Below are 24,951 nucleotides of genomic sequence, written 5' to 3'. Positions count from 1 at the left end.
CTATGACATGATTCAGCGCAGTGCTGAACATGCCGCTGCGATGCGCGTCATGGCTTCAACCAGTTCGGCATCCGATGCGGCGTACGACACTCTGAAATGGCCTGGTAGTTCAAACGCACTGCCAGGTACTACTGCGACGCCTGCGCTGCGCAAGATGTACAAGGCGAGATCAGTATCGGTCTCGATCAAGTTGCCTGATTGATCGCGGGTACCGAGCAGTCCTTGGCAGCCAGGAAACGCGTAGAAGGCACCTGGGGGGACGTCGCACGTCAATCCTTTGATGGCTTGAAGCGCAGCGACTACCTTGTCTCGTCGTTGGCGGAATGAGTCGACGAATCCAGGCAAGAAATCCATAGGGCCATCTAGTGCCGCGACCGCTGCGGCCTGGCTGATCGAACTGGTATGTGACGTTGACTGTGACTGCACCAGATTCATGGCTTTGATCAGCTCCAGGGGGCCTGCGCCGAATCCCACACGCCAACCGGTCATTGCATAAGACTTTGACACCCCGTTGATTGTCAGCGTGCGTGCTGCCAACTGGGGGGTAACCATGGCGGGCGTTGCAAATGGCGTGTCGTCGTAGCGAATTTTTTCGTAAATATCATCGGCCATCACCCATACATGGGGATGGCGTAGGAGTACCTCGCCCAAAGCTGCCAGCTCGGCATGGCTATAGATGGCGCCACTGGGGTTCGATGGCGAATTGAGCATCAACCATTTCGTACGCGGCGTGATGGCCTCTTCCAGTTGCGTCGGGGTGATCTTGAAACGGGTGGAGGCGCCGCAGCGTACGATCACCGGTCGTCCACCGGCCAGCAACACCATCTCGGGATAGGACACCCACGCAGGCGTCGGCACGACGACCTCATCGCCCGGATTGAGGGTTGCCTGCAAGGCGTTGTACAGCACCTGTTTTGCTCCGCACCCCACTTGAATTTGATCAGGGCTGTAGTCAAGGCCGTTATCGCGTTTGAACTTTCGCACCACGGCTTCGCGTAATGCGAGCGTGCCCGCTACCTCGGTGTATTTCGATTCATTGCGCTCAATAGCCGCTTTCGCTGCTTCTCGGATGTGTTCTGGCGTCGGGAAGTCTGGCTCACCTTGGCTCAGTGTGATGACATCGTGACCCTCAAGCCGAAGTTGGTTGGCAAGCCGGGTCATTTCTTTGGTGGCCGAAGGTTTGGCTCCCAATACCCGTTGGGCTAGAAAATTTTGGGTGGCAGTAGTGGTCATTCAACAGTTCCTATTTTCAGGCGAAAGAGCCATCTGGCGATTGCCAAGGGAATAAAGATGGTCAGCAGCAGTACCAGGCTGTAAGCACACGCGAGCGCCAGGCGATCGCTATCCACCTGCTGGAATATCTCGATTGGCATCGTGCTCATGCCTCCGAAATACAGGACGATGGTTGCGGAAAGCTCTGACAGGGTGGTAACCCACATGAGCACGGCAGCAGCAGCAACCGAAGGGCCAATGACTGGCAAGACCACTTGGAAAAAACTTCGAATCGGGCTCACCCCCAGACTCATGGACGCTTCTTCAATTGAGTCCTTGAGGTTGTGCAGGGGGCCGATGGCTGCGCGAACGCTGGTAGGGACGCGGCGCAAGAAGTAGGCCAGCGCCATGATGACCCAGCTCCCTGTCAGCACCAGCCAGCCACTGCCGAACGTATTGATCAGCGCAATGCCTAACACGGTGCCGGCGATCGTCAGCGGCAACGTCACCAGGACATCGAGCATATGGGTAAGCGCCGAGCGTCTCTTGACGATGAGATACGCTGCGATGATGGTGAACAAGGTGCCTGCAATCGTCGCAACTGTCGCCAAGAGCAAGGAGTGGTAGAGCGGCTCCGGCGCGCGAATCAATACATGCGCCATGTTGCTCAGGGTGAAGCTGCCATAGCGCAGAACAGGCCCGGATGCTGGTGTAAATGCTGTGATGCTCACCACCACTGCGGGCAGCATCGACAGTGCGACCACCAAGAAAACGCTGAGCGCAGCGGCAATCGCACGCCAGCCGACAATGGGCGATGCAGCCGGGCTGCGCCCCGACTCCATCTGAAATTGTCGGCGTTCAACGAAGAACTTCTGTACCAGCAGTACGAGGGCGCCCAGGCCTACCAGCAGCGAAGCCATGGTCGTCTGCATTTGTGCATTACCGCCCATTTCACTCACGAACTCGTTGTAAGCTTTAACCGCCAACACAGGTGTTCGCGCGCCAAGGATGGCCGGTACGCCAAAGCTGCCGATAACCTGGGTGAATACGATCATCGCGCCGGCGAAGATCGAGGGCATCAACATCGATAGGGTTACACCGCAGATTACCCGCCCTATTGGGCGCCCCAGGCTTTGTGCAGCCTCTTCCAGATTCCGGTCCATGGATTTCAACCCGATGAATACGGCTACGAAGGCATACACGTAGTTGTTGAGCGTCATGACAAATACCAGACCCCACCACGAGTAGATGGACGGCAACGTCACACCCAGCGGTGCAAGGAGAGTATTCACAATGCCTTGCTTGCCCAGGATCAGTACCCATGCCGCCGCCACCACTACATCCGGAATAACCAGTGTGATGAGTGGCAGTGCGGTGACCAGGCCGACCAGCGGGAATTTGCAGCGAGCAACGACGATAGCAAGGCTGCCACCGACCAGCATGGAGCTGAAGGTCACAGCGACCCCGAGAATCAGCGTGTTCGAAAACGCTTCGCGATAGGACCGGTCCGAGAAAAAACGTACGTATCCGCTGAGGTTCACTGAACCATCGGGGCCTATTAGTGATTTGCCCAGCATAGTTGCCAGAGGCCAGACCAGAAAAATGGCAAGCGTGCCAATCGCCAGAATGGCTAAAGCAAGCCATACTGCGTCGCGTCGTAAAGTGCCTAGCATGGTCGACCCTCGACGATGTGCGCCGTGTGCGGGATCTCCAGCGCGACGGCGTCGCCGCGTTGGTGCAGTTGCGCGTTTTGCGAAGCCCAGGTATCGACATGAAGTGCACCGATAGCGGTTTGTATGGTGTAACCCACCGTACTTCCGCGATATTCAACGTGCTGAACCACCCCCGGCACTTTGCCGTCCTGTGTGGTGCCGGGAGTGTGCAGCAGGATTTCTGCGCAACGTACTGCCAGAAGTGCCCCGGGTAGACAAGGTGCGTCACTGTTCGTAAACAGCGTTCCTGCAGGTGTCCTCAATCGTCTTGTTCCACCACTGGCTGCAGGAAGTTCCTCAAGGATTGGAATGAGATTCGCGTTGCCGACGAAATCAGCGGCGAACGCCGTGCGTGGTTGTGCGTAGATTTCTTGGGGTGTACCGATTTGTACGATTTGCCCACGATCCATCACTGCGATCTGATCGGACATCACCAGCGCTTCTTCTTGATCGTGCGTGACGAAAACAGTGGTGATGCCGGCCTCTTGCTGCAGCTCCCTGATCATGTAACGTAATTCGACACGCAGTTTCACATCCAGCGCCGACAGTGGTTCGTCGAGCAGGAGCAGCCTCGGTTTTATAACCAGTGCCCGGGCCATCGCCACGCGCTGACGCTGACCACCAGAAAGCGCTGCCGGTGCGCGGTCCTTGAAGGCCTCCAGGCCGACGCGCTTGAGCATCGCTGCCGCCCGGTCCGCTGCCTCAGCCTTGGGCACACGACGGGCGAGCAGGCCGTAAGCGACATTTGCCAGAACAGAGCGATCAGGAAACAGCGCGTAGTCCTGAAACACGATGCCCACGCCCCGATGGTGCACGGGTACCGAGGTGACATCATCCTTGCCGAAACGTACACGTCCTGCATCGGGCCGAACAAAGCCCGCAAGCATGCGTAACAATGTGGTCTTGCCGCAGCCGGAAGGGCCCAGCAGCGTAAAGAACTGGCCGCTCGGGATTACCAGATCCAATTGAATGAATAGTGTTTGGTTGTCGTAACTTTGATCGATCTTTTCGAATGAAACTTGCATGTGATAACCCTGGCGCAGATATCAGTTGGAGGCCAGAAGTTGGCGCCATTGCGCAAGAAATGCGGCGCGGTCTGTTTCCATCTCATGATCATCCAGAGGGATTACCTTGATGTTCTCCAGCGCGGGTAGATCGGAAAGCTTGCTGACATCGATGTCCGTACGTACTGGGCGACGAAAAGCGCTTTTGAAAATGTTCGTCTGCACCGCTTGCGACGCCAGGAAGTCGTATAGTTTGCGTGCCTGCGCGGGGTGCTTGCCGCCTTTGATCAACGCCATGCCTTCGGGAGATAAGAACGTCCCTTCGACTGGATAGACCAGCTTGATGTCTTTCATCCCACCGGCCACGTATTGATAAGCGGCGTATTCCATCGTTACGGCCACCGCGAACTCACCGTTGGCGACACCTTGGTAGGCCGCGGAGGTGGTGCCGACAATGACGGCGTTGCGGACAATTTTCGCATAGAGGGTGTCGCCGAGCGTCTTCCTCAGGCCATAAAGGGCGACGTAGGAGGCACTGCTGAACATTGGGTCCGGAATGACCAGCTTGCCTTTCCACTTCGGATCAGCGAGGTCAGCCCAGCCTATGGGGAGTTCACCGTCCGGGGCTTGTCGCGCGTTGACCATGAGCACGGTGACATGGGTATTTGTGGCCAGCCACTGATCGTTCGGTGCGCGGTATTGGGCGGGTACAGCGTTTTCTGCAGCCGATTTGTAAGGCTCAAGCTGGTCTTGAAACGCACCGATCGTCGAAAGTCCGCCCGACCAGAAGATATCGCCCAATGGGTTGGCCGCTTCGGCCTTGATGCGCTGCATGAGCGCGCCTGTCCCGGCGCGGACTACCGATACGTTGATGTCAGGGTATTGCTGCTCGAACTGATCGACAAGGGCGCTGACAGTTTGCACGTCGTTTGAAGAGTAGAGCACGACATCCGAAGCATTTGCTACGCTGGCTTGAATGCCGAGGATGAGTGCTACGCATGATAAAATATTTTTACTGAGCATAAGTCTGACTCTTGGTTAATGGACAGTGGTCGAGTCGATGTTATGGTTTAGAGTGTGAAGCTTAGATGTCACTCGTTATCTACTATCTTGTTTTTAACCATCAATGATGAGTATTACTCATGGTGAAGAAAGTTGGCGTCCCGATGGTTGCGATTCGGGTGTTTGCAGCGGCGGGCAGGTTCGGCAACTTCACGCAGGCGGCCCAAGCACTTGGTATTACGCAGAGTGCCGTGAGCAGGCACGTCGCCGCGCTTGAGTTACTGGCAGAGCTGAAACTGTTCGAACGCCGTGGCCCTAACATCACGCTCACGCCCTCGGGTTCGCAGTTCTACGAAGCGGTGAGAGATGCCGTTTCCACGATTGAGTTGGCGACGCACCAGATGGTGCAGGGCCAGAAAAACCATGATCGGCTGATCGTGCGAACCTCTATGCCGAGTTTCGCCATGACGGTTGTGGTCCCGATACTGGGGATTTTCATGGACAGCCATCCAATAAAGGTCGATCTCATTACGTCCTTGTCTGCACCCCAGCCCCAGGAAGAATTTGACGTCTTGATTACCCGCGATCTGATCCTCCATGGAACGGAGAGCTGGGAGCTGATCAGGGAAGATTTGGTCTGTGTAGGATCGCCAGCGATGGTCGCGACGCATCGCGCGCAAACACTGAGCACATGGCCACTGATCGCCTCGAAGTCTCGACCTGATGCGATACCTGTATGGGCGGTCGCCAAAGACATTCCGGTGGATCGGCTACAAGTAGGCGCCGTCTACGACCATCTTTTTTTGGCAGTGGCGGCAGCAATCGGCGGCTCAGGGCTGCTGGTGGTGCCGCGTGTGGTGGTCAGGGATCAATTGCGTAATGGCACATTGATTTTGGCCGACGACGAGCCGGTGGCCTCTGGGGCTACCTACCTGGCCTATGTGAATACCCAGAGCACGCACGTCGACCTGGCGCGTGAGTTTTGTCGCTGGCTCAAGAGGATCTTGCGTGAAAGTGAACAGCATTTTTAAGTGTGGCGCATCTCCGGTTCACTGGATTTGACTGATCCATCGAGAGCCAAAGAGTACGGCGGCGATGTTCTGGCCCTGCTGCACTTCCCGGGCGCAGCGGGTGGCCAGAAGTCACCCTTTCGTTACTAAAAATTGAGTGTCAAGACTTTGTGATGGTCTTCAGCGCAGCGACCAGGCGGTCGAGGTCGGACGTCTTGGTGAACAGTGCAGTAGACACCCGCACACAGTCACCGCCAGCCACGCCGCCTCGCCGTACCGTGAAGATATTGTGTTTTTCACGCAGCTCGTTGGTAATTGCAGCATTGTCGGCTTTCGACACCTTGCCGGTGAGCCTGAAAGACGTGATCGCGCCGTAGCTGCCGGGCTCATCGGGCGTGAGTATGTTCATGCCCTTGAACTCCCTGACCCGCGAAACCCAATAATCACGCAGAAAACGCAAGCGAGCCTGCTTGTTCGCCGCGCCTAGGCTGGTGTGCAGTCCCAGCGCCGTGGGTACCGTCATAACGTTGGCCGTATTGGTGGTGCCAGAGTGCACACGAGAACGAATGTCGGTAGCCGCCGAGTCTTCATCAGCAAATGCCCGGTCAATGTCTGCAAGGCGGTTCTTGCGAATGTAGAGAAAACCGACGCCCAGAGGCGCACCCATCCATTTATGGAGGTTGAACGCGGCAAAATCCACGTTCAGATCAGGAATACTGAAATCCATTTGGCCCCATGAATGGGCAGCATCCACGATCACATCAATGCCTTTCGCTTTGGCCATGGCTGATATTTCAGCGATGGGCATTACCCTACCGGTACGATGGCTGATATGTGTCAGTAGCAGTAGTTTGGTTTTTGGGTTCGCGGTAAAGGTAGCCGCATAAGTATCCAGAATGTCTTGTTTCGATGCAGGCTCTGGAATAGTGAGGGTCACAACGTTGGCCCCTCGACGCTCGTGAAGATAGTTCATCGCATACTGCGCGCTGTCGTAGTCGAGATCCGAGTACATGACAACATCACCGGGCTTGATGAGGTTGTAGTTAGTGATCAGGTTTTGCAGGGCTTCAGTGGCACCACGGGTGATTGCAATTTCCTCTGGCAAGACACCAGCGATATTGGCAATCTGCGCTCGAACAGCCAACATGTCGGTCTCGTAAGCGGTCCGCATATAATAAGAGTTGTTCAGATTAAGCATCTCGATATTGCGGTGGTACTCCGCCAGGACGGTGTTGGTCATAATGCCGTAGAAGCCGTTTTCAAGATTGGTTATATCAGGAGACACCTGATACTGAGCAGCAATATTGACCCAGTAGCTTTCATCACTGGAACTAACGGTGGTCAGGAACTTCGCCTCCACGCCACCGCGGTCTGCAGCGAAAAGCGACCCGGTAGACGCCGCTAAAGCCACGCAGGCCGAGCGATTAATAAACGATCTTCGGGAAATTTCTATAGCCATGAAATTGATTTCCGATGTATTAATTGGCCGCAGATAGCGGATACTTGAACATAAACGTCAGGAGGCAAGCAGCCATCTGGTCCGCCACACGCCGGTGGTAGTCGCATAAAGGGCGTTCATCACGGCGAAGTTCATTTCTTACAGCGGTGGACGAGTCAATTTTAGGGTTTGGAATGTGAACCTTAGAGGTCACTCGTTATCGACTATCTTGTTTCTGCCCATCAATGATGAGTATTACTCATGGTGAAGAAGGTTGGAGTACTGATGGCTGCGAGAAACAATTACGAATGTCGAGAATTTGGGTTGCAGATACAGCCGAGGGTTCAGGTCGAAGAGAGGAGGTAGATCATCAATTTCTTGCAGCGCGGTGAAAGTGTCAAATCGACTATATGCCTGGGATGATTCCGTAATTGACAGGAGCTATCTCCACTGATTATTGCCCGTCCGCCCGGCTAGACGCGACTATCCGGCCATAGGTCCACTGTCCGCGGCCGAGACTCTAATGCCGCTGCGACTGATGGCCTTTCACTTATGGTGACCGCTGTTGGCAACAAGCAGTGCATATTCCGGTGCTACTGGGAGGGCGCCAGCAGCGCATGTCCTTCGGCATCTATCCTGAAGTCAGCCTCAAGCAAGCGCGTGCTCGGCGTGATGAGGCATGAGCGCCACACTGACTATTTCCGCCGAAATCACCCAATATGAAAGTCATCAATTTCAGTCATTCGGTATCCGTTTTGGAGCCGACGGCAGCAGCGCCCCGCGTTGTGCAAAATACTGTGCGGGCGTGCTCCCCAGTGCCTTTTTGAACATGGTGATAAAGGCGTTGACCGAGTTATAACCCAGCTCGGTCGCAACGTTCTGCACCTTTGCCCCACTGGCCAGCTCTCGAAGCGCAACGACCAGGTGCAACTGCTGCCGCCAGCGTCCAAATGTGAGGCCCGTCTCACGAATCATCAAGCGAGCCAGCGACCTCTCGCTCATCGCCACGCGTTTCGCCCATTCAGCTGACGTACTGCGGTCGGAAGGTTCGATCGTCAGCGCATCGGCTATCGCACGAATTTTAGGATGACTGGAGATGGGTAGGTTGAAGTGCTCACGCGGCATTTCGACCAGTTCGTCAAGGATCACTCTCGCAAGCCTGGCGGCATGGCCATCCGAAGGATAATCGGCAGGCTCACGAGCCAACCGATCGACCATTTCCCGGATCATTGGGGAGATGGACAAAGTGCAGCAATCCTCGGGTAGCTTTGCCGCCCCGGGGTTCACGAACAGATAATTGAGCCGAGCATTTGCTGTCGCCCGAGCGCTATGCGGCACCCCGCCCGGAATCCAGACGCCACAGTTGGGCGGCACGATCCAGATCTCGTTGTCCGCAGTACAGGTGACCGCCCCATGCAGCGCGAGGATCAGTTGGCCCTTGCGATGCACATGCATCGGCACTTCCGCTTGGTGATCTGCAAAGTCGAGCTGCCGCGCAACCGCCGGCCGATCCGTGAGGTCGGGGTCGAAGACAGAGACGGCTGATGGTGAGAGTGACATCGATTGGCAGCTTTTAGGTATATTTTGGAAGAATACTGAATTTATTTGCCTTTGCAACGCAGTAATAATGGTTCGCATGAACACCCTACCTTCTGCGAACAGACCACTGGAGAGAGCTCGCGTCGCAATAGCACGCGCGGTTTCGTCTCTCCTGCAAGCCCCTGCTGTGAAGGCAGATGTGGATGCGTTGCTGTTCTCGGCGAAGAGTTTTGCCGCAGCGATGCTGGCCTACTATGTTTCGCTGCGTATAGGACTTGCCAATCCTTACTGGGCAATAGTGACTGTCTATATCGTCTCGCAAACCTCGGCTGGTGCGTCGCTCAGCCGCGGTGTCTATCGCTTTGTGGGGACCCTCGCCGGGGCCGTGGCAACGGTGGCGATCATTCCGAATTTCGTGAACGACCCTATTGCATGCAGCGTGGTGCTCGCCTGCTGGATCGGTCTGTGTCTCTACTTCTCGCTGCTGGATCGCACGCCAAGAGCCTATGCCTTCGTGCTGGCTGGCTACACCACGAGCCTGATTGGGTTTCCCAGTGTGCTTGATCCAGGCGCGGTGTTTGATACGGCATCGGTGCGGGTCCAGGAGATCTCCATCGGGATACTGTGTGCCGTTCTGGTGCATCGCTACATCCTGCCCAAACGTATGACGGGCCAGTTCACTGGCAAGCTGTTGGCAGCGCTGCGGGACGCCCGTCGGTTGGCAGCTGACGCCTTGAAGGGAACGCCGAGAGAGAACCGTCGCGACCGCACCCAGCTCGCAGTGGATCTTCTTGCCCTGCAGGGGCTTGCGACGCACCTACCCTATGACCCGGCCCCTGTGATGCGGCACGAGTCGGTGCAACTGATTCATGACCGGCTCGCGCGACTGCTTCCGCTCGCTGCGGAGATCGAAGACCGGATCCATTCCCTTGGCATCGGCGGCGGCAACTCGCCTGATGAACTGATCGCTTTGCTCGATGATATCGTGACGTGGATCCCAGCCGTCGAGGCGGCCGAACGGGAGGGCGACGCAATTTGTTTGATCGCCCGCGCGCAGGCGATCCACAAACGTTTCGGCGCAGACGCCGCAACGCCTGGCGACAGGCTCGCGGGTAATCTCGCCGGTTATCTTGCCGAAATGATCGGCCTGCTCCAAGACTGCGACAGCCTAGGGCGCCACATCGTGACTGCAGACCGATCACACGAGGCGGCAGTGCTTCATTGGCCGAAGCCTGCGAAGGGCTACATCTATCACCGTGATCGCTGGATGGCGGGCCGGGCCGCGTTGGGTGCCATCGTCGGTATCCTTATCGGCTGCGCTTTCTGGATCTGGTCGGCCTGGCCTGAGGGCGGGACAGCCGTTTCCATTTTTGGCGTTTGCTGCACCCTGTTCGGGAATGTCGACGCGCCAGCCCCTAACGTCATCAAATATATGGTCGGCTCGATCTATGGGGTGGCAATCAGCTTTGCCTACAGCTTCGTCATTCTTCCCCAGGTCACGGACTTTGTTCTCCTTGTCGCGGTGCTCGCACCGGCATTCCTGTTAGCTGGCTCCCTGCAAGCGCGTCCCCCGACGACGTTCATGGCGCTCGGGATCACCCTGACCATTCCGATTCTTTCGGGCCTGCGCGCTACCTACGCCGGCGACTTTGCTGCCTCCCTCAACACCGTTGTCGCGCTCTTTGCAGCGGTCGGATTCGGGGTGGTAAGCATGACCTTGTTCCAGACCGTCCCGGTCGACGCGGCGATCAGCCGACTGCTTCGATTGAGTCGCAGGGACGTCAGCCGACGAGCCCTCGGTGATGCAACCGATGACATGCATTGGACGAACCTGATGATCGATCGGACGGTGCTGCTCCTACCAAGGTTACGGGTGTCCAACAAAAGCTATTTAGACGTTCTCGACGATACCTTGCACCATCTGCGCATCGGTCGCGCTGTTGGGCCGCTGCGCAAGATGATCCCGCAGGTCAACTGCGACATTGCCGAAAAATTAGGCGAGCTTCTTTGCGCGATCACCTTACGCTTCGGCGCCAGAGGCCTTAAGGGGCGTGTTGATTCGATCGGTTTTGTTCAGCGTATCGAGACGTTGCAGGTGATGATCGCCGACAGCTCGATCAACGACCGCTCGCGGATGGTCGACCTGCTCATCGACCTTAAGTTTGCACTAGGTCCCAGTAATGCAGCGAGCGCGGCTCATGATCGTTGATCTCGATGTTGGTGGTGTTCTCATCCCCGGTTTGCTGGCGCTGGTTTTCGTCGCGCTGTTTGCCACCCTCGCGATAATCCGCCTTCTCTCGGTCGTGGGCATCTACCGCATATTCGCCTACCGGCCGCTCATCGAACTCGCCACTTTCGTACTCATCTACGGCCTGCTCGTGCAGCACCTGCCATCAATCGGACGCTTATCTTGAAGCCTGTTCTATCCCTGCTCAGCCGCTATGCTCTGACTCTTTGCCTCGTTGCTGGCGCCACGCTCATTGCGCTGGGGGCGTGGGACCGCTACGAGCGGGCTCCCTGGACTCGCGACGGGCGAGTGAGCGCGGATGTTGTGCAAATCGCACCGGAAGTCTCCGGCCCGGTCAGCGCTGTCCCCGTTATTGATAACCAATATGTCCATCGGGGTGACATTCTTTATGTGATCGACCCGGAGCGGTACCGGCTCGCATTGGCGTCGGCTGAAGCCGACGTCGAGGCCAAGCGTCAGGATAGGCTGGTTCGTCAAGCGGCGGCGCGGCGGCGCAGCCAACTCCGAGATATCGTGTCCCAAGAAGATGTTCAGCAAACAGGAGGCGCGGCAGCAGTGGCGGGCGCCACCTATCAAGCAGCGGTGGCGACTCTCGACCTCGCCAAACTCAATCTCGCCCGCTCTACTATCCGCTCGCCGGTTGATGGCTATGTCACTAATCTGAGGCTGCGGCCTGGTGACTACGCGACGGCCGGTTCGACGACGGTTGCTGTCCTCGATGCGGCAAGCTTCTGGATCACTGGTTATTTCGAGGAGACGAAGATCCGGCAAATCCGCGTCGGCGACCAGGTGCATATCATGCTGATGGGCTTTGATCAGCCTGTGTCGGGGCATGTCGAAAGCATCGGTCGCGGTATCGAGAACAGCAACGATTCGCCGGGGCATCTCGGCCTGCCAAATGTGGCGGCGACCTTCACCTGGGTGCGTCTTGCGCAGCGGATTCCGGTTCGTATCCATATCGATCGGGTTCCACCGGACGTTGAGCTGGCGGCAGGTATGACAGCGAGTGTCGAAATCATCCCCCCGAAGACCGAGCTTGCTACGGATAATCGCTCATGAAACACGCGCTTCCACTCTCACCGACCCCTCTGCTTGCCAGTTGGTGGGTTCAAACCCTCATGTCCCACACCGCCGAATGGCATCCACCAATGCTCGTCAGGCCTCAGAACTGCGTTCTTAAGCGACTCGGCGTGCGTATATCCATGGACGATTACTGGACGGCGTATTCCTCGCTGAGCTACTGCGGGCAGTTTCTTTCGATGGGCTGAAGATAGACCTCAGTTTTTTTGAATAGGTTATCGCCGCACACAGAGACTGGTTGTGACTGGATGACGGCTATTTCAGCCTAGGTTGCGGAAGCTTCGCTGAGCTGTCTGTCGGTTCCTTAAGGGATGTGCCGGCTCCGGGTTCACTTGAGACGTGGAGGCATGAGGATAGTGTGTGCGGGGCCGCGTGGATAATCCGTGCGCCGGGTCTACGAAGACGCCAGCGCGCGTAGGTTGACTTATGTCAGGACGTCCATTGTTCGCCGCCCGGCCAATCTTTCGTCGGGATGTCGCTGATTGTGCCGTCTTTGACACCGTCGATACCGTAGCGCTCGATCGAGCCGCCGAGCACTTGGGCAAAATCATCAGCCTTGGCCTGCTGCTGACCTTCCCTGACCAACCCAGGGATCAGCGCGGCAAGCACGGCCACGCCTCCGGCCAGGACGCCCAGAACTCCGGCTGTACCGGCGACACCGGCCAGGTAAGGGATAACCCGCGGCAGACTGCTGCTGAGCAGCCCAAGGCCTCCTTCGACGGCTGACGCCGCACCGGCCAGGGCTCCCAGCGAGCCGGCCGTGATCCCGAAACCACCGGTCAGATTGTCGCCGCGACGAATCGCCTGTACGCCGTCAAAGATGCCGTAGGCGCCCATCGCCATACCTGCGAGACCACCCAGACCTTTGGCGCTGTCCTCGAATTTAGTGGCAATGACCTTGGCGTTCTTGCCGTCCTTGACGTTGTCCTTGACCTGCTGGAGCAAATCGCTGGGTAGTTTGCCGGTCCTCATGTCGTCGAGCGACTGTTCTCCGTTTTTGATCGCCGTGTCCAGGTACACCTTGTAAGCCTTGGCGCCGCCTTCGGTGAGCACGGTTGCGGTCTGGACCGAACCGGTCGCAATATCCACCTTGTTCCTTTCGGTCAGCTTGCCTGCGCCCTGGACGCCACGGGCAATCGTCACGCCAGCCAGGAACAGGCCGCTCACACCGTGCAGGGTGCCGCTGCTGTACGCGCCTTTGCCATCGCCACTGATATCGAATTTAGCCAACGAATTCATACTGTCCAGGGACTTGATACCCTGCCGGAACATGTCCCAGTTGCCGCGGAAACCCGCCAGGATTTGATCGGTTGTGGCCATGGTGCCGTCTTTGTTCATCAGCAGTTCGGGTGATTCCCGACGTATGTCGTCAATCAGCTTGCGCACTTTGTCTTCGTCTAGATCCGCGCCGCCATCCTTGCCATAGGCGGCTTTCAGATCATCGAAGGTTGCGCCCTTGAACGCGTTTTCCTGAACGATGCTGGAGAAGTTGTCGTTCAGCTGCTTGTCGAGTGTGCCAGTGAATTCCGGGTCCAGCGTGCCGTTATAGAGCGCCACTTCCATGCTGAAAGCGCCGGCGGCCGCTTCCGGGGGTTCGGTCTTGAGCAGCTCGCGCAGACGATCGCCCGAGGCCAGTGTGTCTTTGTAGTAAGCCTTGAACTCTTCGCTGTGTGAGGACTTGCCCACGCCTGCCTGGATCTCGGCGGCCTTGTCGATGCCCAGCATCGTCTGAAGGCTGCGCGCAGTGGCATAAAAGTCCGCCAGCGCCTTGGGTTGATCGACCTTGCCATCCTTGGTGGCGGCATCCCAGGCTTTGTCCAGCGCCTTACCGGATTTGATCTGGTCTTCGTAGGTTTTGGTCACCGCTGCCTTGAGCTCCGGGCTGTCATCGAACAGCGCCTTCATGGCCTCATCGCCACGTGTCTGGAGGAACTCAGCCGTAGGTTTGTCGTTCTGGAGAAGGGCGATGTGGTCGTTGATATCCTGCAGCACCTTGTCCGGTTGCCAGAACGCGCCGGAGCCGTTGGCAATGGCGACCTTGCCGTAATCGTCGCCCCACATCCCGGCGGTGGCGCCGCCGACCACCAGCTTTTGCGCATTCTGCAGGTCCATCAGCACGGCGGCCTTTTGCTCTGCGGTGTAGTTTTCGGGGTGTTCGAATACATCAGCACCCAGCTTGCTGGTGTCGACATTGTGGGTCACGTTGCCCGATATCACCGTCGACAACAGACTGGTCAGCCCTGGGGCATCAGCCGGGGCAGTGTTCTTCAGCCAGTTCTGGATGTCGGCCTTGCCGACCTTTCCGTCGGCGGTATTGGCCAGCGGGTTGCTGGCGGCGTCGAGCATTTTGAACGCGCCCGGCTGGGCCCAAAAGTCCAACGCTTCCTGCTCCTTGGCGCTGAGTTGGGGATTGGCGTCTTTGTAGTCCTTGATGTTCTGTTCGGTGAGCGCGCCATCGGCGCCGGTCTTGCCACGAATCGAGTCGTACTTCTGCTCAAGAATGGCAGCGTACTGGGCGATTTGTTTGGCGCCTTCGTCGGCGTCGGGTTTGGCCTTGAGAAAGTCCTTGTAGCTGGCGATATCCTCGCTGGCCTGGGCCTTGGGCAGTGACTCGAAGCCGAACTTGCCGAAATCCTGCAAGCGTCCTGCTTCGGTGCCGTTTCGGGCTTCGCCGCTTTTGGTGAACCCGTCGACACTGCTGTTGGCAACGTCGCCGCCGTTGAGGACCTTGCCGCTCTCATCGTAGCCAACAACTCGATCAAGCACCTGGCTGGCGCGGAAGGCGGCGTTCGGGTCATTCTCGAAGTCGCCGACACGTTCCTTGAGGGTGTCTTTTACACCGCTCTGGTTACCGAGGTTCTTCAGTAGGGGGTTGGCGTCGATGATATCGCTGGCAGAGCGCTTGTCGCCCTCCGGCAGCTCCCAGACGATACCGGCTTTCTCGCCTGCCTCGCGGGCCTTGGAATCGCCGCCAACGTTGGCGGCACTTTCAAGTTTGCCATTGAGACTGTCGAAGCCGCCCTTGCCGAAATCCTGCAGGCGACCGGCTTCAGTGCCGTGTTTGGCTTCGCCGCTTTTGGTGAAGCCATCTACGCTGTCATTGTTGACATCTTTGCCCGCCAGGCGTTCGCCATTCCCGTCAAAACGCACAACGTGGTCCAGCACCTGCTTGGCGCGATAGGCGGCGTCCGGGTCATTTTCGAAGTCGCCGACCTGCTCCTTGAGCATATCTTTCACGCCACTCTGGTTACCCAGGTTTTTCAGTAAGGGGCTGTCGTCGATTATCTGCTGTGCGGAGCGTTGGTCATTCTCCGGGCGTACCCATTGGATGCCCCGAGCGTCGGCCTTTTCACGCGCGACCGGGTCATCGGCAACCGCGTCGACGTTCTTGAGTTTGCCCTCGAGGTTATCGAAGCCGTATTTGCCGAAGTCCTGCAGGCGTCCGGCTTCGGTACCGTGCCTGGCTTCGCCGCTTTTGGTGAAACCGTCCACTCGGCTGTTGTTGACGTCTTTGCCGGCCACGCGACTGCCACCTTCGTCCAACTGCTCGATGTGTTCCAGCACCTGCGTGGCGCGATAGGCCGCGTCGCGGTCGGTTTCGAAATCGCCCACTCGCTCCTTGAGCTTCTCTTTTACGTCACTCTGATTGCCGAGGTTCTTGAGCAATGGGCTGCCATCGATGATCTCTTGTGTCGAGCGATGATCGTTTTCGGACAGTTGCCATTCGATACCGGCTTCCTTGGCCTTGGCGCGCTGAACCGAGCCGTCCCACTGGGATTCGGATTGGTTTACAGCTGGGTTTTTTTTCAAATCCGTCACAGAGATGGACATATTCAGGCTCCTGTATCGATGAATAACAAGTCAGTCACTTGTTAAGAGTAGGTGGCTGCGTAAATGCAAAGTGGCCGGCACTGCGGGGGTATTGTTGTGGTTGATAAATACAGCTAACTCATCGTTTGTTCGGCTGGTTAATTATCAGTGCACGATAAAAGTGTGATGTGGCGCACATCTTAGTTTCGCGGATCACGGGTCTGGTGAAGCGAGATGCGAGTATTTTGGGTGTTCAAGTCACGCTGGGAGGTTACTCGTCGAAGCAGCTTCAGTTGTTGAGCCTCAACTAGCGATGGACGAGGACATTATCAGAGTGGGGCGCAGGTGAGGGGCTATGCAGGGACGTTTTCACAACGTTTCACAACCGGATAGTCGCTGAAGCATTGGGCTTTGGCCGGCGGGTGGCAAATTACTGGTGGCTATTTGATCTCCTCCTGCTAAGGGCGAAAAAAAAGGCAGTTATTTAAAATAAAGTTCCACAAAAAGCTAAAGAAACATTTTGAATTATATTAAGTTTGGCGCTCATGAGTGAAGGCCAAATGATATTGCTTCGAACCTGGTTAGTTGCAGGCGTGAGGTTTCACAAGTTTTCACAGCGTCGAATGATTTCATCTGCGTAATATCGATTCGTGCGGAGCGGTGAGCTGAAGTTTATTTGTAATAAAGCTGCCTTACTGTGATGCCTGAAGTATTAGCACGCCGCTTTGCGGCTGAAGACATCCCATCTAAAGCAAGGAGATCCAAAATGAGTGAAGTCCCTCCAGCAAGCTCCGGCGGCGGCGCAGATGCAGCAATCGCAAAAATGGAAGCCACTTTCAATATGGCTATCGAGAAGTCGGCAAAAATCACCGAGCTGACCACAGCCAAAAAAGCTGAGCTCGATGCGACCAAGCAACGTCCGCAGAACTGACGTCGCTGCGCGGGCAGCTGCAAGGCTGCTCGCCTACCTGGCCCTTACGCTGCATTTCACTCTACGTTTTTCGGTGTCTGACTCGCCATTGCCTGCGCGCACCACACGGGTAACCCGATATGACAGCCCTGATTTCCCTGATCCCGGCGCCTGGTTCATCGGCTTCGGGAATGAGCGTTCCACTGCTCTGCATCACCCACGGCCTGCATCAAGGGGTAAATCTCTCCCTCGATAAAGCCATCTACATTATTGGAAGTGCCGGTAACGCTGATTTGTTGCTCAGTGATACCGGCATCGCTGAGCGGCACATGGCCCTGCGTTTCTCCAACGGCCAGGTGGCGGTCGAAGCCCTTGGCGGCGATGTCATCGTCATCGGGCGTGATGCCCGGGAGATCAGGATTCCCGTCGGCAGCGGCCATCGCGCGCGTTTTCCTCTGGCTGTCCGCATTGGCGGTGCTCGCCTGACCCTGAACGAAGCCTGCGATCAATCCGAGCCTGTGGACCGCGCCCTGCGTGCCTCGCGCCGCGCGCCGCAATGGGTCATCGCGCTGCTGTTGATGTTTTTATGCGTCGGCGCGTTTGCCTTTCGCGGTCAGCCCGTTTCGCCAATGGAGCTGGCGACCCACAGTCAATTGAGTTCGTCCGTCGATGCAAAACACCCAAGTACAGCAACGGCTGCGCAAGCCGCGTCCTGGCTTGAGCAGCAATTGGCGGCAACCAGTCTGAATCAGATAAAAGTCAGCGAATCCGATGGACAGCTCAACGTGCAGGGCAACTACGACCCCGCGCAGAAAAAACAGTGGATGCGCGTGCAACAAGCCTATGACGGCCGCTTTGGACAGCAAGTGGTGCTGCATTCTGCTGTCGTCCCTCGCGCCGAAATCGCCAAGCCACGGGTGCGCTTTCAGGCAGTCTGGTTCGGCACCAATCCTTATGTCGTCAATGAGAGCGGCAAACGCCTGTACCCAGGGGCCGCGCTGGCTGATGACTGGACGTTGGAGCGCATCGAAAACAACCAGGTGATTCTCGCCCGGGGTGAAGAACGATTCACCTTCACCCTATGAAAATCGACCCGCGCCCGCTGCTGCCGGTCACCGCCGAGAAAACTCCTGCGGTTGACGCTGTCCAGCCAGCGACCTCGCGTCAGGGGGCGCGTTTCGAAGCGGTCCTGAGCAAGCGTGAAGTCCTGGCACGTCGCTCATTACGTGGCGATGTCGAGCAGTCTTCAAGTGCCAACGGCATCAGTCCGGAGCTGTTCGGCAGCACCCGTTCGCTGGAGATACTTGAATATGTCCTGCACAACGTCCTGCCTGCCCTGGACGCAGAATCAGAGATAAAGATCCTGGCCCATGACCTGATCAGCGAGGAAATTGACATGCGACGCAGCCTGGAACAACAGCGCGTCGAGGTACAGGCCTGATGCGCCGCGAAACGCTCAGCCGTGAAGAGCAGGACGCCGTCGAGTTGCTCAAGGGCATGGGCGAGTCGTATCGCCGTGGCGGCCAGTCGCAGAAAGGGTTGGTGATGCTGCTGATTGCGGTGCATCTGGCGCCGCGCGATCCCATGCTGTTGCGTGGGCTGGCGATGGCCTTCACTGACAGCGCTCAGCCAGACCGCGCATTGAGTGCACTGGACCGCCTGGTGGTTGCCGAAGGCGAGTCGCCGGGCGTGTTGCTGCTACGCAGTCGCGCGTTGTGGGGCGCCGCCCGCGAGGACGAGGCGCGCCAGTGCTTCAAACGCTATCTGACCGCTCGGAGAGCCGCTCGATGATGCGGGTCATGAACCACCTCAATGCCCTGGCACGCATCGCCGCCAAGCGCAGCGACGTGATCATTGTTGCGTTCATGCTGATGGCCATTGTGATGATGATCATCCCGCTGCCCACCTGGCTGGTCGATGTGCTGATCGGCATGAACATTGCGTTGAGCATCCTGATCCTGATCGTCGCGTTTTATATTTCGCACTCGGTGGAGTTCTCCGCGCTGCCACCGCTGATCCTGCTCAGCACGCTGTTTCGCCTGTCCTTGTCGATCACCACCACACGTTTGATTCTGCTGGATGGCAACGCCGGTCACATCGTCAAAGCCTTCGGCGATTTTGTCATTGCAGGCCAGGTGGTGGTTGGCCTGGTGGTGTTCTTGATCATCACGGTTGCGCAGTTCGTGGTGATCACCAAAGGTGCCGAGCGCGTGGCTGAGGTCGCGGCGCGTTTTACCCTGGACGCGATGCCTGGCAAACAGATGAGCATCGATAACGACCTGCGTAACGGCGACATTGATCAGCCCGAGGCTCGTCGCCGTCGCTCGCGACTTGAACGCGAAAGCCAGATGTTCGGCGCCATGGACGGCGCGATGAAGTTCGTCAAGGGCGACGCTATCGCCGGGCTGGTCATCCTGTCGGTCAACCTGTTGGGCGGCATGCTGATCGGCATGCTCGAACGGGGTATGTCATTCGGTGACGCGGCGCACACCTACTCGCTGCTGACGGTTGGCGACGGGCTGATTGCGCAGATTCCAGCGCTGCTGATTTCAGTGGCGGCGGGGACAGTGGTCACCCGCGTCAACAGTGACAATGCCGAAGGCAATCTGGGCACCGAGATTCTGCAGCAACTGGGCGCCAGTCACATGGCGCTGGGTTTGACGGCCTTGATTCTGCTGGGCGTTGCATTGCTGCCAGGGTTTCCGGCGCTGGTTTTTATCGGCCTGGCGGCGGTGCTTGGGGGCGCGGCATTCGTCATGTATCGCCGTGGCCAGGTGGTCGAGGTGCTTCCCGCTGAAGCTGTCAGCGAAGCGGCCGACGATCTGGCACACCTGCCCGAGCAGCCCCAGGTGCTCGGCAAACCGCTGGACAGCCGCCTGTTGCTCAGCATGGGTTCAGCGTTGGGCCAGGCGGCACCGCAGTTCCCGCTGCGCCAGCGTCTTGAAGCCTTGTGTCATGAGATCCGCGCTGACCTGGGCATCGAAGTGCCGGTGCCAGATCTTTACATCGATCCATCGATGCCCGCCAACCGCTTTGTCATTGAGCTTGAGGGCGTGCCGGTCAACGAAGGTGAGTTACCCCCCGATTGCCTGTTGCTCAAGGACGATCCGGTGCATGCGCACTTGCTGGACATTCCTCTGCTGGAAGTCGACTCGCCGTTGAGCCGCCAGCCGGCGCAATGGATAGAACTGCATCATCAGGACAGCCTGCAAGAGGCGGGTATCGGTTTCATGTTGCCCGACGAGGTGCTGCGCACCATGGTCGAACGTACGGTGCGCCGCTACGCTGCTGATTTTCTCGGGATTCAGGAAACCCGCGCGATCCTGGAGCGCATGGAGGGCCTGTACGGCGAGCTGGTCAAGGAAGTGCTGCATATCGTGCCGTTGCAACGCGTCGCCGAGGCCCTGCGCTTGCTGATCGCTGAAGGTGTCTCGATTCGCAATCAACGCGCGTTGCTCGAAGCAGTGGTCGAATGGGGCGCTCGGCAAACCGATGCACCGGGTCTGGCCGAGCGACTGCGCGCCGCGCTGGCACGCCAGATCAGCCATCAGTTCGCCGATCGCAACCGGGTCATCAGTGCTTTCGTGCTCACGCCAGGTCTGGAAGAACAGTTGCGCGCGAGCACACGGCGTCTGGAGAACCCTGGCGATTCGTGGCCCGAACACACCAACCGCGCGCTGCTCACACAAATGCGTCACGCCTGCGAGCGCTTGCCTGAGGAAGGCCAGACGGTATTGCTGGTACATCCCGAATTGCGGCGTGGCATGCGTCGCCTGGTGCTGCGCGGTGAGCTTGAATTGGCGGTCCTGTCGTTTCGCGAGCTGGCCGGCGAATACAACCTGCAAGCGCTTGGCACCCTCAGCCTGAACGAAATTATTCATCGACGCCCAGCCAGCGGCGTCCCGATTACTTCAATGGCGAGCGCCTCATGACGTGTTTTGCGCAGTTTCGTGGCTTCTGGATAGCCGCTGTTGCAGCCCTGGCGCTGCCCGTGATTGCGTGCGCGCAGACCATCGCCGAAGGCAGTACCGGCAACCTTGACCTGGCCTCCGGCGAAGGGCGCATCCTGAGCTTCAAGGCACCCGTCGACTCAGTGCTCGTCGCAGACCCCGGTATTGCCGATCTGCAGGTGGTATCGCCGGGGGTGATTTACGTGTTTGGCAAAGCACTAGGGCAGACCAGCCTGATCGCCCTCAGCCCTGATGGCGAGCAACTGGCGGCGTTGAGTCTGTCCGTCAGCAGCGGCACCCAGGCCATCAGTCACCCGCTGAAAGAGATGCATCCGAACAGCAGCGCGCACATCTCTGCGGCAGGTAATCGAGTCGTGGCCAAAGGCAGCCTCAAGAGCGTGGGCGAGGCCACCGACCTGAACGCACTGCTGAGTACCGAGGGCCAGGATTTCAAGAGCGCAATCAACGGCGCGTCGTACGAAGGCTCGGCGCAGGTCAACATTCGCGTACGGTTTGCCGAGGTATCGCGCTCCGAACTGCTGCGCTACGGCGTCAACTGGAATGCGCTGTTCAACAACGGCACGTTCTCATTCGGCCTGCTCACAGGCGGCGCGTTGGCGGCAGAGGCGGCCAGCGGTGGCTCCAATGTGGTCAGCGCCGGGCTGGCGTCGGGCAATGTGAATATCGACGCGATGCTTGAGGCGCTGCAAAGCAACGGCATCCTAGAGATCCTTGCCGAGCCGAACATCACGGCCATGACCGGTCAGACCGCAAGTTTCCTGGCCGGTGGCGAAGTCGCCGTGCCGGTGCCGGTAAACCGCGATCTGGTCGGCATCGAATACAAGCAATACGGTGTGTCGCTGCTGTTCAGCCCGACGGTGCTGCCCAACGACCGAATCGCCCTGCAGGTGCGTCCTGAAGTCAGCAGTCTGATGGGCTCCAGCACCGTCAGCGTGGGCGGTTATCAAGTGCCGTCGTTCAGGGTACGGCGTGCCGATACGCGGGTTGAGGTCGGCAGCGGCCAGACCTTCGCGATAGCCGGGCTGTTCCAGCGCGAAAGCAGTCAGGATGTCGACAAGGTACCCATGCTGGGCGACATGCCGATCCTCGGCAGTCTGTTTCGCTCCAAGCGCTTTCAGCGCAATGAAACCGAACTGGTGATTCTGATCACGCCGTATCTGGTGCAACCGGTACGTGCGCGAACCCTTGCCACGCCATTGGACGCCCGCCCCGCAGATACCGCTACGGCATCTGCGGGGCCGCGCAACGGCGGGATGTTCGGCTTCTACATGAATTGAACAAGGAACAACCATGAATCGCGTACTGCTACTGATCAGCCTGACGCTGACACTGCTGGCGGGCTGCAAGACCCACCTGGCCCCCGCGAGCTATTCGCCGGATTACCAGGCGCTGGCCCGCGCCGACGGCCGGGTCGAACTGGTCCCGGTGGAATGCTTGAAGCCTTCAGCCGAGGATCAGTTGGGTACCGATGAAGTAACGCATGTGCCGTTATTGCCACCCGGCTGCGCCAACAACCTTACGCTGTTGCAGATGGTCGAGCAGCGCTCGGATTTGTTCCAGGGCAGGGCGACCGGTCCGACCATGGCCGCGCCCGTGGGGCGTGCGGCGCAGGTTTACATTGATGGTTACGACCGCGAGGAGCTGCGCCGGCGTCAATCCGAACAGCAGGCCAGGGCCGACAAGCAGGAGCGCCAATGACTGTCGCGGCTCTAATGCGTATCGACCAGCCCCAGTTCGCGCGCCTGGGCTTGCGGGTCTTTGATGGCCTGGATGCGTTGCGCTTCAGCCAACAGCTTCTTGCGTTCTGCGTTGGAAATGTCGTCAAGGCCCAGGGTGCGGATGTCCTTTTCACGGCCGGCGAGCACGCTGATCAACAATGCGTTGCGTTGGTGCCGGGGCAGGGCGCGTGCCGACTCAACGACGCTATGAATAGTGTCCAGCGCCAGTTGCGGCTTGCCGCCCAGGGCATAGGCCAGGGAAAGGTTGCAACGGGTGTCGAGGTCGTTGGGGGCCAGCGCGAGACTTTGGCTGAACGCCGCCTGAGCCGCGTTGGCCTGACCTCGCAGAATCTGCGCGATGCCCAGCCGGTTGAACGCTTGGGGTTGATCGGGTTGCGCACTCGCTTGGGTCAGAACCGTCACCGCGCGGTCCAGTTTGCCCTGGCGCAGTTGTGCGGTGCCCAGGCCCAACAGGGCGGCTGCGCTGTCCGGTTGACGTTCCAGCGCTTGTTGATAGGCGCGCTCGGCACCCCGCGCATCGCCATTGGCCAGTCGTGTTTCGCCCAGTTTGAGCCAGGCATCGAGTTGCGCCTGCGGCAGTTGCGTGGCCTTTTCATAAAGCCCGGCGGCGGTAACGGTGTCGCCGCGTTTTTGCAGGTCGGCAGCCAGGCCCATGAAGCGTTCGTAGCTACCATCGGAGGCGGGCGGGGTGCTGCAGGACGCGAGCGCGACGCTGCCAAGCAAAATCAACGTGGAGGCAAAACGACTGGGCATGGAAAAGGCTCTTTGGTCGAGGACGGTGGGGCAATTGCTCAATCGACCGCAGGGGCCGATCAACCGAAACAGCTCACCCGACGGGAAAATCATTTTATCGACTTGAAGCGCAATAGCGAACGTTATGTGCGCGGTGTTTCCCACTCCGCTGTCGCGACGTGTGGGGGACGACGTCATGGGTAATCGCCGATTCATAAGGTGCTCTTTCTGGATACTGATGGTGGTTTTGACCTCGACCGGCGTACGGGCTGAAGACGCGTCGACCGGCGATGCCCCGAAGTGGTTCGCTGAGCCGTATGCCTACGTGCTGGTCGAGCAGGATGCGCGTGCCGCACTGGAAGAGTTCGGTCACAACCTGGGGCTGATCGTGGTTATGTCAGACAAGGTTCGTGGCAAGTCACGCAGTAGGGTTCGCAGCGAGTCCGCGGGGGATTTCCTGACACAACTGTGTGATACCAACGGCCTGAGCTGGTACTTCGACGGCAACATCCTCTACCTGAGTACCGATGCGGAAAACGGCACGCGCCTGTTCAAGGCTCAGGCGCACAACCTTGAACAGCTTGAAGATTACCTGGGCAGCCTGGACGTCTATGGCAAGCAGCTTTCATCCCGGGTGAGCCCCGATGGCGACGAGTTGTTTGTCTCGGGGCCACCGGGGTATTTGAACATGGTTGAGCAGCATGTCGACCACCAGCAGCGCCCCGTCACGGCCCCCGTCGCGCGTGAGCGCGGTGTGCGCGTATTTCGTGGGAGCGTGGTGACCACTGAAGCCAGTAACTGAAACCCCACAAGCACAATCACCCACTGGTAAGGAGCAATACGATGTCAGTCAGCCCTGTCGACAGCACCACCCACGTCACCCCCACGCCGGAAGCGCAGTTCAATGCGGCGGTGGACAAATCCAAGGCAGAAATGAGCGATGACAAACTCACCGAAGCCCTGATTACCCAGGCCGTGACCGTTGGCGGGCAGTTCATCATCATGCCCAAGGCCCAGGAAATGCTGAACGAAGCCCAGTCATCCGAAGACGACGAAGAGTAGGCCACCGCCATGACTGCAAGCCTCGCAGCACCCGCCACGGCGGCATTGCCGCCGTCAGGCGGACCGGGAGGGCTTCAGGCCTCCCAGAACCTCTTCGAACACATGGCCGGCAACGCCAAAGGCATGCCCCAGGGCGCGAGCCCGCATCAAATCGGTGAAGGCTTGATGGAGCGCCTGAACGGATTCATCGACCGCTCACGCAGTTTTTCCGAACGCGCCGATGCGCTCACCAACGGCTCACCGCCGGGCGCTTCCGCAGGGCCGGGGAGTACGCCGGCGGCGGCGGGCGCAGATAAACCGGCGTCGGCGCAAAACCCCACCGGCAGCGGGCAACCGCCGAAAAAAGTCGGTGAACAGCAGGTCGATCAGATCGTCCATTCGCTAGGCAAAATGTTCGACTATTCCATCGAAACGCAAATGGTGGTGCGCGGCGCGACGCAGATATCCGGCTCCGCCAACACGCTTTTGAAAGGTCAATAAGC

The 24,951-nt window shown here is 58.4% G+C and carries 23 protein-coding genes; 15 read left to right on the top strand and 8 right to left on the bottom strand.

Annotated features, from left to right (window positions below):
- Nucleotides 1–12: 12 nt before the first annotated feature.
- Genes ACP7E4_RS19635 through ACP7E4_RS19620 form a run of 4 tightly spaced genes read right to left on the bottom strand, consistent with a single transcriptional unit; the run spans nt 13 to nt 4,951 of the window.
- Nucleotides 13–1,233, bottom strand: coding sequence for a pyridoxal phosphate-dependent aminotransferase (locus ACP7E4_RS19635; RefSeq protein WP_426117169.1), 1,221 nt, complete (start codon nt 1,231–1,233; stop codon nt 13–15).
- A complete protein-coding gene (locus ACP7E4_RS19630) occupies nt 1,230–2,885 on the bottom strand; it encodes an ABC transporter permease (protein ID WP_426117167.1) in 1,656 nt (551 codons plus the stop codon). Before ACP7E4_RS19630 ends, ACP7E4_RS19635 begins: the two co-directional genes overlap by 4 nt.
- A complete protein-coding gene (locus tag ACP7E4_RS19625) occupies nt 2,879–3,949 on the bottom strand; it encodes an ABC transporter ATP-binding protein (RefSeq protein ID WP_426117165.1) in 1,071 nt (356 codons plus the stop codon). The genes ACP7E4_RS19630 and ACP7E4_RS19625 overlap by 7 nt, the downstream gene beginning before the upstream one ends.
- Nucleotides 3,950–3,970: 21 nt before the next feature.
- Nucleotides 3,971–4,951 carry an ABC transporter substrate-binding protein gene (locus ACP7E4_RS19620; RefSeq protein ID WP_426117163.1) on the bottom strand — a complete coding sequence of 327 codons (981 nt, stop codon included), beginning with the start codon at nt 4,949–4,951 and terminating at the stop codon, nt 3,971–3,973.
- A 119-nt stretch (nt 4,952–5,070) separates the two neighbouring features.
- Here ACP7E4_RS19620 and ACP7E4_RS19615 point away from each other — a divergent pair, with 119 nt between their 5' ends.
- Nucleotides 5,071–5,961 (top strand): LysR family transcriptional regulator, encoded by an 891-nt coding sequence (locus ACP7E4_RS19615; protein ID WP_426117161.1) that lies wholly within the window; start codon nt 5,071–5,073, stop codon nt 5,959–5,961.
- Nucleotides 5,962–6,100: 139 nt separating this feature from the next.
- Here the strand turns inward: ACP7E4_RS19615 and ACP7E4_RS19610 are convergent, their stop codons facing one another.
- Entirely contained in the window at nt 6,101–7,399 is a 1,299-nt protein-coding gene (locus tag ACP7E4_RS19610) for an aminotransferase class V-fold PLP-dependent enzyme (RefSeq protein WP_426117159.1), read from the bottom strand.
- A 557-nt stretch (nt 7,400–7,956) separates the two neighbouring features.
- On the opposite strand from ACP7E4_RS19610, the gene ACP7E4_RS19605 reads away from it, so the two are divergent.
- Nucleotides 7,957–8,061 carry an Arm DNA-binding domain-containing protein gene (locus tag ACP7E4_RS19605; RefSeq protein WP_426117157.1) on the top strand — a complete coding sequence of 35 codons (105 nt, stop codon included), beginning with the start codon at nt 7,957–7,959 and terminating at the stop codon, nt 8,059–8,061.
- Nucleotides 8,062–8,113: 52 nt separating this feature from the next.
- Here ACP7E4_RS19605 and ACP7E4_RS19600 read toward each other — a convergent pair whose 3' ends face one another.
- Nucleotides 8,114–8,938, bottom strand: coding sequence for an AraC family transcriptional regulator (locus ACP7E4_RS19600; RefSeq protein ID WP_426117250.1), 825 nt, complete (start codon nt 8,936–8,938; stop codon nt 8,114–8,116).
- A 178-nt stretch (nt 8,939–9,116) separates the two neighbouring features.
- Here ACP7E4_RS19600 and ACP7E4_RS19595 point away from each other — a divergent pair, with 178 nt between their 5' ends.
- The 3 genes from ACP7E4_RS19595 to ACP7E4_RS19585 are packed head-to-tail and all read left to right on the top strand — an operon-like array spanning nt 9,117 to nt 12,224.
- Entirely contained in the window at nt 9,117–11,126 is a 2,010-nt protein-coding gene (locus ACP7E4_RS19595; RefSeq protein ID WP_426117155.1) for an FUSC family protein, read from the top strand.
- Nucleotides 11,116–11,331: a DUF1656 domain-containing protein gene (locus ACP7E4_RS19590; protein ID WP_426117153.1), complete on the top strand. Its 216-nt coding sequence runs from the start codon at nt 11,116–11,118 to the stop codon at nt 11,329–11,331. The genes ACP7E4_RS19595 and ACP7E4_RS19590 overlap by 11 nt, the downstream gene beginning before the upstream one ends.
- The gene (locus ACP7E4_RS19585; protein ID WP_426117151.1) at nt 11,328–12,224 is read left to right on the top strand and encodes an efflux RND transporter periplasmic adaptor subunit; all 897 of its coding nucleotides are present in this window, start codon (nt 11,328–11,330) and stop codon (nt 12,222–12,224) included. Before ACP7E4_RS19590 ends, ACP7E4_RS19585 begins: the two co-directional genes overlap by 4 nt.
- A gap of 450 nt (nt 12,225–12,674) precedes the next feature.
- On the opposite strand, the gene ACP7E4_RS19580 is transcribed toward ACP7E4_RS19585, so the two are convergent.
- The gene (locus ACP7E4_RS19580; RefSeq protein WP_426117149.1) at nt 12,675–16,076 is read right to left on the bottom strand and encodes a type III effector HrpK domain-containing protein; all 3,402 of its coding nucleotides are present in this window, start codon (nt 16,074–16,076) and stop codon (nt 12,675–12,677) included.
- Between the two features lie 745 nt (nt 16,077–16,821).
- Between ACP7E4_RS19580 and ACP7E4_RS19575 the strand changes: the two genes are divergently transcribed.
- The 7 genes from ACP7E4_RS19575 to ACP7E4_RS19545 all read left to right on the top strand — a co-directional run bounded on the left by ACP7E4_RS19575 (nt 16,822) and on the right by ACP7E4_RS19545 (nt 22,634).
- Nucleotides 16,822–16,986 carry a hypothetical protein gene (locus tag ACP7E4_RS19575; RefSeq protein ID WP_162835389.1) on the top strand — a complete coding sequence of 55 codons (165 nt, stop codon included), beginning with the start codon at nt 16,822–16,824 and terminating at the stop codon, nt 16,984–16,986.
- A 119-nt stretch (nt 16,987–17,105) separates the two neighbouring features.
- Nucleotides 17,106–18,050: a SctD/MshK family protein gene (locus tag ACP7E4_RS19570; protein ID WP_426117147.1), complete on the top strand. Its 945-nt coding sequence runs from the start codon at nt 17,106–17,108 to the stop codon at nt 18,048–18,050.
- Nucleotides 18,047–18,406 carry a hypothetical protein gene (locus tag ACP7E4_RS19565; RefSeq protein WP_426117145.1) on the top strand — a complete coding sequence of 120 codons (360 nt, stop codon included), beginning with the start codon at nt 18,047–18,049 and terminating at the stop codon, nt 18,404–18,406. Before ACP7E4_RS19570 ends, ACP7E4_RS19565 begins: the two co-directional genes overlap by 4 nt.
- Nucleotides 18,406–18,756 (top strand): tetratricopeptide repeat protein, encoded by a 351-nt coding sequence (locus ACP7E4_RS19560; RefSeq protein WP_426117143.1) that lies wholly within the window; start codon nt 18,406–18,408, stop codon nt 18,754–18,756. Before ACP7E4_RS19565 ends, ACP7E4_RS19560 begins: the two co-directional genes overlap by 1 nt.
- Nucleotides 18,756–20,897, top strand: a complete 2,142-nt coding sequence (gene sctV / locus ACP7E4_RS19555) for a type III secretion system export apparatus subunit SctV (protein WP_426117248.1) — start codon at nt 18,756–18,758, stop codon at nt 20,895–20,897. Before ACP7E4_RS19560 ends, sctV begins: the two co-directional genes overlap by 1 nt.
- Entirely contained in the window at nt 20,894–22,213 is a 1,320-nt protein-coding gene (locus tag ACP7E4_RS19550) for a type II and III secretion system protein family protein (protein WP_426117141.1), read from the top strand. Before sctV ends, ACP7E4_RS19550 begins: the two co-directional genes overlap by 4 nt.
- A gap of 13 nt (nt 22,214–22,226) precedes the next feature.
- Nucleotides 22,227–22,634 carry a hypothetical protein gene (locus tag ACP7E4_RS19545; protein ID WP_426117139.1) on the top strand — a complete coding sequence of 136 codons (408 nt, stop codon included), beginning with the start codon at nt 22,227–22,229 and terminating at the stop codon, nt 22,632–22,634.
- An 11-nt stretch (nt 22,635–22,645) separates the two neighbouring features.
- Here ACP7E4_RS19545 and ACP7E4_RS19540 read toward each other — a convergent pair whose 3' ends face one another.
- Nucleotides 22,646–23,428, bottom strand: coding sequence for a tetratricopeptide repeat protein (locus ACP7E4_RS19540; RefSeq protein WP_426117137.1), 783 nt, complete (start codon nt 23,426–23,428; stop codon nt 22,646–22,648).
- Nucleotides 23,429–23,645: 217 nt separating this feature from the next.
- Here ACP7E4_RS19540 and ACP7E4_RS19535 point away from each other — a divergent pair, with 217 nt between their 5' ends.
- From ACP7E4_RS19535 to ACP7E4_RS19525, 3 genes are read left to right on the top strand one after another with little or no spacing between them, the layout of a single operon-like run.
- Nucleotides 23,646–24,209: a type III secretion protein gene (locus ACP7E4_RS19535; protein ID WP_426117135.1), complete on the top strand. Its 564-nt coding sequence runs from the start codon at nt 23,646–23,648 to the stop codon at nt 24,207–24,209.
- Nucleotides 24,210–24,250: 41 nt separating this feature from the next.
- The gene (locus ACP7E4_RS19530) at nt 24,251–24,469 is read left to right on the top strand and encodes a hypothetical protein (protein WP_426117133.1); all 219 of its coding nucleotides are present in this window, start codon (nt 24,251–24,253) and stop codon (nt 24,467–24,469) included.
- A gap of 9 nt (nt 24,470–24,478) precedes the next feature.
- Entirely contained in the window at nt 24,479–24,949 is a 471-nt protein-coding gene (locus ACP7E4_RS19525) for a hypothetical protein (RefSeq protein WP_426117131.1), read from the top strand.
- Nucleotides 24,950–24,951: the final 2 nt, after the last annotated feature.

The sequence above is a fragment of the Pseudomonas sp. DSP3-2-3 genome, assembly GCF_049898225.1.
In the GTDB taxonomy this organism is placed as follows: domain Bacteria; phylum Pseudomonadota; class Gammaproteobacteria; order Pseudomonadales; family Pseudomonadaceae; genus Aquipseudomonas.
This window is presented reverse-complemented; position numbering and strand designations above follow the sequence as displayed.

Coding starts and splice junctions, on each gene's coding strand:
- ACP7E4_RS19625 (WP_426117165.1), bottom strand. CDS start 3,949: ATGCAAGTTTCATTCGAAAAGATCGATCAAAGTTACGACAACCAAACA.
- ACP7E4_RS19545 (WP_426117139.1), top strand. CDS start 22,227: ATGAATCGCGTACTGCTACTGATCAGCCTGACGCTGACACTGCTGGCG.
- sctV (WP_426117248.1), top strand. CDS start 18,756: ATGCGGGTCATGAACCACCTCAATGCCCTGGCACGCATCGCCGCCAAG.
- ACP7E4_RS19635 (WP_426117169.1), bottom strand. CDS start 1,233: ATGACCACTACTGCCACCCAAAATTTTCTAGCCCAACGGGTATTGGGA.
- ACP7E4_RS19600 (WP_426117250.1), bottom strand. CDS start 8,938: ATGTCACTCTCACCATCAGCCGTCTCTGTCTTCGACCCCGACCTCACG.
- ACP7E4_RS19620 (WP_426117163.1), bottom strand. CDS start 4,951: ATGCTCAGTAAAAATATTTTATCATGCGTAGCACTCATCCTCGGCATT.
- ACP7E4_RS19525 (WP_426117131.1), top strand. CDS start 24,479: ATGACTGCAAGCCTCGCAGCACCCGCCACGGCGGCATTGCCGCCGTCA.
- ACP7E4_RS19535 (WP_426117135.1), top strand. CDS start 23,646: ATGGTGGTTTTGACCTCGACCGGCGTACGGGCTGAAGACGCGTCGACC.
- ACP7E4_RS19580 (WP_426117149.1), bottom strand. CDS start 16,076: ATGTCCATCTCTGTGACGGATTTGAAAAAAAACCCAGCTGTAAACCAA.
- ACP7E4_RS19590 (WP_426117153.1), top strand. CDS start 11,116: ATGATCGTTGATCTCGATGTTGGTGGTGTTCTCATCCCCGGTTTGCTG.
- ACP7E4_RS19550 (WP_426117141.1), top strand. CDS start 20,894: ATGACGTGTTTTGCGCAGTTTCGTGGCTTCTGGATAGCCGCTGTTGCA.
- ACP7E4_RS19530 (WP_426117133.1), top strand. CDS start 24,251: ATGTCAGTCAGCCCTGTCGACAGCACCACCCACGTCACCCCCACGCCG.
- ACP7E4_RS19575 (WP_162835389.1), top strand. CDS start 16,822: ATGAGTGAAGTCCCTCCAGCAAGCTCCGGCGGCGGCGCAGATGCAGCA.
- ACP7E4_RS19615 (WP_426117161.1), top strand. CDS start 5,071: ATGGTGAAGAAAGTTGGCGTCCCGATGGTTGCGATTCGGGTGTTTGCA.
- ACP7E4_RS19565 (WP_426117145.1), top strand. CDS start 18,047: ATGAAAATCGACCCGCGCCCGCTGCTGCCGGTCACCGCCGAGAAAACT.
- ACP7E4_RS19570 (WP_426117147.1), top strand. CDS start 17,106: ATGACAGCCCTGATTTCCCTGATCCCGGCGCCTGGTTCATCGGCTTCG.
- ACP7E4_RS19560 (WP_426117143.1), top strand. CDS start 18,406: ATGCGCCGCGAAACGCTCAGCCGTGAAGAGCAGGACGCCGTCGAGTTG.
- ACP7E4_RS19630 (WP_426117167.1), bottom strand. CDS start 2,885: ATGCTAGGCACTTTACGACGCGACGCAGTATGGCTTGCTTTAGCCATT.
- ACP7E4_RS19540 (WP_426117137.1), bottom strand. CDS start 23,428: ATGCCCAGTCGTTTTGCCTCCACGTTGATTTTGCTTGGCAGCGTCGCG.
- ACP7E4_RS19610 (WP_426117159.1), bottom strand. CDS start 7,399: ATGGCTATAGAAATTTCCCGAAGATCGTTTATTAATCGCTCGGCCTGC.